General features: G+C 38.7%; 6 protein-coding genes. All 6 read right to left on the reverse strand.

Annotation, left to right across the window (positions count from 1 at the left end; all coding sequences use genetic code 11):
* Nucleotides 1-149 precede the first annotated feature (149 nt).
* A complete protein-coding gene (locus ABD005_RS17930; protein ID WP_343819125.1) occupies nucleotides 150-629 on the reverse strand; it encodes a hypothetical protein in 480 nt (159 codons plus the stop codon).
* A gap of 320 nt (nucleotides 630-949) precedes the next feature.
* Nucleotides 950-2245 (reverse strand): hypothetical protein, encoded by a 1296-nt coding sequence (locus ABD005_RS17935; protein ID WP_343819127.1) that lies wholly within the window; start codon nucleotides 2243-2245, stop codon nucleotides 950-952.
* On the reverse strand, nucleotides 2245-3930 hold the full coding sequence (locus ABD005_RS17940; RefSeq protein WP_343819129.1) for an Hsp70 family protein: 1686 nt from the start codon (nucleotides 3928-3930) through the stop codon (nucleotides 2245-2247). Before ABD005_RS17940 ends, ABD005_RS17935 begins: the two co-directional genes overlap by 1 nt.
* A gap of 257 nt (nucleotides 3931-4187) precedes the next feature.
* Nucleotides 4188-4397, reverse strand: coding sequence for a hypothetical protein (locus ABD005_RS17945; protein WP_215980955.1), 210 nt, complete (start codon nucleotides 4395-4397; stop codon nucleotides 4188-4190).
* Nucleotides 4398-4713: 316 nt separating this feature from the next.
* On the reverse strand, nucleotides 4714-5094 hold the full coding sequence (locus tag ABD005_RS17950; RefSeq protein ID WP_343819131.1) for a hypothetical protein: 381 nt from the start codon (nucleotides 5092-5094) through the stop codon (nucleotides 4714-4716).
* Nucleotides 5095-5624: 530 nt separating this feature from the next.
* Nucleotides 5625-5838 (reverse strand): PoNe immunity protein domain-containing protein (locus tag ABD005_RS17955; protein ID WP_343819132.1); only part of this gene is annotated, 214 nt, incomplete at its 5' end.

The raw sequence follows: 5838 nt of genomic DNA on the forward strand, positions 1-5838 counted from the left end.
CAACACCTTGTTTACCATTGGTAGCCCAATCTTTCATACCCGTAACACCATTATTGGTGCCACGATATACTAGCATGGTCTCACCATTAACCGTTGACTTCATCAATGCTGCCCCAAAGCCTGATTCTTTATCGGTGAAAATAGCATCTTTAAGACCAGGTATGGTGCTTGGGTCTATTAACTCTAACCCTGCTGGTGGTGGCGGTAATTGATAAATCACCTTGTTCAGTTTGCCAAGCAATGTTGTTATTGGCAGATGAGTGAAGGGCACGCTCGGTTAAGTAGGAGCTAGCGCTCACCGATTCAAGCAACATTTCTTCGGCAATGTTAACGCTATTTTTAGCATCAATGTGCTGATAGCCCTCACAGCTTACGTTGATGTTGCCTTCCTCAGTGTCAAACATTAAGCTGGTGCCGGCATGGAAACTAATGTCGCCTAAGCGTGAAATCCACTGAATGTCATGCTCTGCTTTTTTGTGCGCATTAAACTCAATATAATGCTCCCCCGCGAGGGTTTGCAGGGTAATTTTAGGGATAAGCTTGTGATCATCAAAAATTAATTCATAGCCCAAGCGAGAAACAATACGATTTAGGTGTGAATCTACACTGGTAACGATTGAGGGCTGCACATCATTAATGTCAAAACCAATAAGGTAGGCTTTAGTTTGATGAGGGCGGTTATTGTTGAATGCAGTCTATGTGGAAGTGTATGAGCCTAGCATTAGCGAGGTAATAGGCGTATAGAAAGGTTAGTCATCCTTATAAAAACCAGCCTGTCACTTTGTATAGTGACAAAGCAACAAGCAGGTTTGAAATCCATTTCAAATTGTTAAAGAGCGTGGTTTTTGGTAACAATAATCAAAACAGAGTGATTGAGCTGGTTAATTTGTTTAAACGGCTCTGACCCCTTTTATTTTTTTGCTGTTATTTTATTAGAGCGTGTTAATAACTAAGCCCTATCACGACTAGGTCGCGGGGGGGGATTAGTAAATTTAAAATAGTGTCGTGCTTTACGGAGACTACGTAATGTAAATATTCCCCAAAGCGTACCAAATGGTATTAAGAACAAAGCAACACAGGCAATAGGCCCAACGCAATAGAATGCTAATTTATTGTTTTGGCAAAGCTTGAAGCATAATACGAATTGGCTAATCACAAGCACTAAATTTCTAATAGTCGAATTGCTAAACAACAGACCGTCTTGCGTTGTAAACAAAGAGAAAAAGAAAATAGCGAGTAATATTAGACACCATAAAATAAATAATATTTTTAATTTGAATAAGCTGTTCTTTGCGTTTTCATAAACTGCTATTTCCTCTTCTGAATAACGATTAATTGCGCTAACGCCCCCTTGAACAGCGGCTAGTGACTTATTCTCGTCAGATGTAGCATTATCAATGTATTCTATGACCGAATCTAATGCTTCTGAATGTGCGAATGCGCTGAGTTTTTCCCTCTCTTCTTGCCATAAAAATGTGTCATTCAGTAACAATATTGAGTTTTTATCTAAACCGTCTACTGAGTATTTTTTATGTTTTTTTTCGTTGGAAATTGCGTTGCATAAGGCGTAAATTGCGTTAATTAAATATAAACTCACTTTAAAGTGAATATCCTGATTAAGTAGCGCTTTATTTTGACTTAGCTCACTCCAGAGTTGAAATTGAATATGTGAATTATCTTCAGATAAAATTTCGTCGCATAGTTGTAAAATGTCGTCTAAATTATCAATGCCTTCTTGCTGGCTATTGGTCATTTCAACATTCTGTGGGGTTTCAACCAAATTTTGTTCATTCGAGTTAACTAAATTTTGAAAGGAGTTTTCAATAATTTCTTCATGTAGTTGCTGGTCGCTGATTGTTGATTCATCAGTTGCAAGTTGATCTGCAAGGTATGCATTTTTATCAAAAAGTAATGTTTCTTCGATGTCAATATGTGTGCTGTCATTAATTAACTCGTTGCCGAAATATGCTTGCTCCTCTTCTTCATGTAAAGGTGCTCTTTCTTCCTCATATGAGGGCACATCTTCCTCTTGTGTAGAGAAAAACGTTTGTTCCTCAATGGCCATTGTTGTTTGACTAGCCGCAATTTTTGCGTACTTGATTGCGCTTTTATAAGCGTTGTGCAGTAAAGAAAACTCTGTGGGTTTTTCGTCAGGGCGAATAACTTTAACACGAGCAGCATAGGCTTTTTTAATCAAGCCAATTTCAGTCGTTGGCTCTATTTGCAATTGTTCCCAATCAACCATTAAAACCAACTTTCATTATCGAATGAATCTAAAGCATCACCGAAAAGCACCTGTTCTCGTTGTATTTCTCTGGGATTTTGGCGGTCTAGTGTATGCTCAAAACGAGAGATCAATTGAGCAATTTCTTCTCTTTGATAACCAAGGGAGCTACTGTACATACGTTCGGCCCTCGCCACTAAAGCTCGATTTTTTTCACTGTCTCTAGGGTGAAATTTGAGCTTTTGAAGCACTTTTTTAGCACGAGTTATTTGCTCAGCTGTTAATGCACCTGGTGCGTTATGAATTACTTTATTGTAGGTTTGTCCGGTAGTTTTAACTTTAACGTCGATTTCCAGTAAGCCACTCATATCGTAACTATAACGAACGGTAATAGGTTGATGTCCAGCTTTGTCTTTAGGCACAGCTACTTTTAATCTACCCAAGAAAATATTTTTATCTACTTGCCTGTGTTCACCTTGATATATACCAACCTGCATCGCTGTTTGATTATCCGTAGAAGTGCATAAATCGCGTTCCACACTAATCGGCACAATAGAGTTTCGCTCGATAATAGGGAGCATTTGACCAGGGTTATCAAAATCATCAAGCACCTCAGTTCCTAGTGTAAAAGGGCATACATCGGTTAAGACAATGTCATCTAGCGCTTCGTTTTTCTCTACCAGCCCAGCTTGAACACCTGCTCCTATTGATACAACAAGATCTGGATCTAAATTACATGAAGGTAAGCGGCCAAAGAGCTTACTGACCATTGAACGCAATGCTTTTAGTTTTGTTGAGCCACCAACTAAAATAACATCATCAATTTCATTTGGGTGTAAGTTGGCATCTCGTAGTGCCTGTTTAACAGGTTGCTGCACTCTATAGAGCAATGGTGTTATAACGCTATAAAACCACTCTTGCTCTATTGTTAAATCGTATGTTTTATTTTGATATGTCACCTGAAGTTTATGACGCAACTCATTGTCAATATTACATTTAATTGTTTCTAGCTTCATGAGCGCTTGTTGCCGCTCTTTTCGGGAAAACAGTTTTTTATCCAAGTTGTTATCTATACACAGTTGTTCAAACATTACTGTAACAAAGTCTTCACCACCCAGGTAATTGTCACCAGCGCTGGCGTGTACTTCCATAACACCTTCAAAAAATTCTAATATTGATACGTCGAAAGTGCCACCACCCATATCTAAAATAATAAAGGTGCCCTGTTGGCGATTATTTAAACCATAAGCCATTGCTGCGGCTGTTGGCTCGTTTATGAGCCTTCTAACGGTTAGCCCAGCTAGTTCCCCGGCAAGTTTAGTCGCATACCGTTGGTTTTCATTAAAATAAGCGGGCACGCTGATAATTGCTTCTGTGACTTTCTCCTCTAAAAATTGTTCGGCATCTTCAACCAGAGAACGCAATATAAAAGAAGACAACTCAGGTGCTGTAAAGGAAAGGCCACCAATTTCTAGCGAATGCTCTGTGCCCATAACACGTTTAAACACAGCAACTGTACTTAGTGGATGACTAATTAGTCTTTGTTTAGCCGTAGTGCCGACGATAATGTTTTTTTCATCGTCAATGGCGACGACAGATGGGGTTAAAAACTTATTTAACCGATTGGGGATTTGCACTAACTCTGCATTTTTCCAAACACAACATGCACTATTAGTTGTGCCTAAATCTATACCTATAATGGCCATAGTCAGATTCCTTCTGAATAATTTAATTCCAATTTTTACGCCCCAAGATATTACCAATTTAGATTGAGTAAGTCAGTAAAATAAAAGGAATTTTTTATTGCGAATCATCCAACTAGATTGAAACTAAATTGGCTATGCTGCTTCATTGCTGTGTTTGGTACTTTAGCTTTAGCTCAAATCCAATTAAAATTAAATAGCCTATGGTCATCACAAACATAAAAAGCTTGTTGAGTGACAACTGATAGTGCCGAAGGTAATTAAAATATATCCAGTAAGCGAATACCCCTGAAAATGCTCTGCTTTTTGTGCGCATTAAACTCAATATAATGCTCCCCTGCGAGGGTTTTTAAAATCACCTTAGGCTCAGTACCTAAATCGTCAATACAAAGTTCATGGCCCGAGCGAGAAACAATACGATTTAGGTGTGAATTTACACTGGTAACGACTGAGGGCTGCACATCATTCATGTCAAAACCCAAGAGGTAGGCTTTGATTTGATGAGGGCGATTATTGTTGAATGCAGTCTATGTTGAAATGTATGAGCCTAGCATTAGCCAGAGAATAGGCGTATAGAAAGGTTAATTAATAAAAACCTGCTTGTCACTTTGAAAAACTATAAAGCAACTGGCTGGTTTGAAATCCATTTCAAATTGTTAAAGAGCGTGGTTTTTGGTAGCAATAATCAAAACAGAGTGATTGGGCTGGTTAATTTGTTTAAATGGCTTTGACCTATTTGCCTTACGTCACTAAGTTCAATGTATGCTGTGTTAATTTATTGCTCTATCAGAACAACAACTGACTTACCTTGCTCGGCGGCACCCCTGAGGATAACTTGTGTTGAGGCATACGCTTAATTGCGGCTGCCCCAGGTAACTCATTGCCTTTCGGCGCTTTCAACTCATCAGTTTTAACTTTCTTAATATCGCCTGTTTTACCCACATGTGGTAACTCACCTGTGTATTCATCAAGGGCTTTGCTAAATTTTTTCTCAAGGTCTTGCATGCCCTTTTGCATGCCGAGCTCTACTTTAGGAAGTATTTCGCCGAGTTTTTTACTGGAATTTTTTAAGCTATCAAGGGCTTCATCGGGAATAATTCTTTTTAAATACCAGCTATCGACAATATCATCAAAGGCACCACGAATACTGATTATTTTCTCTTTCACTAAATCGATAGCTTGTTTGGTTAAACCAGCCCAGTCAATGTCGCGTAAGAATTTAACCGGGTCGCCTTTGCCTAGTTCACGTGCTTATTTCAATTGAAAGCGCAAGGGCGGGAGTAAGTACTTCCCCTGCTTTTTCAATAATGACTTTGCCGACGCCTTTAATGGCAGAGCCGCTTTACTTTGGAAGTTAGGGGAACAAAACTAATGCCCGTTAAGGGGAGGGCAATCCAACCTATGCTGTCGTTAGCGTTGTCATCGTCAGTCAGTAGCATAGTGTTGGCACAGAGAACGCGTACGTCAATTATTAGCGACTCGCCCAATATTGAATAGCACTTGACTTTAAGGATAGTTGGTAACGCCTTTTTAAACTGTCACAGATAATAAAACTAATAAAGTTGTGGCTTTATCATTCTACGCAGCATATAAAGCAAGCTATTGATATTGAATAATAGTTTACTGTTAATATTTATATAAATTGTTAAAGAGCTGTTTATGTTGTGTAGTCACTCTACTCATGAGCTACAAGCGAGTTACTGCTTAATTAAATCAACAGCAAGCATTGGGTGTGGTGTTAGTTTATCTTTGTTGACGTTTAATATATTTGCTACTAACGACAACTCAAAACACCAGTAGCCAATATAATAATCCGTATACTCAAACTCACAATCACACTCATGGTTTTCATGCCAATCAGCATCTTCTAATTGTGCGTACCATTGTTCAATAAATTGATTGAGCAATATG

The organism is Colwellia asteriadis, from assembly GCF_039523295.1.
In the GTDB taxonomy this organism is placed as follows: Bacteria; Pseudomonadota; Gammaproteobacteria; order Enterobacterales; family Alteromonadaceae; genus Colwellia; species Colwellia asteriadis.

Excerpts from the sequence above, each read along its gene's own strand:
- ABD005_RS17935 (WP_343819127.1), bottom strand. The coding sequence starts at position 2,245 with ATGGTTGATTGGGAACAATTGCAAATAGAGCCAACGACTGAAATTGGC.
- ABD005_RS17940 (WP_343819129.1), bottom strand. The coding sequence starts at position 3,930 with ATGGCCATTATAGGTATAGATTTAGGCACAACTAATAGTGCATGTTGT.
- ABD005_RS17945 (WP_215980955.1), bottom strand. The coding sequence starts at position 4,397 with ATGAATGATGTGCAGCCCTCAGTCGTTACCAGTGTAAATTCACACCTA.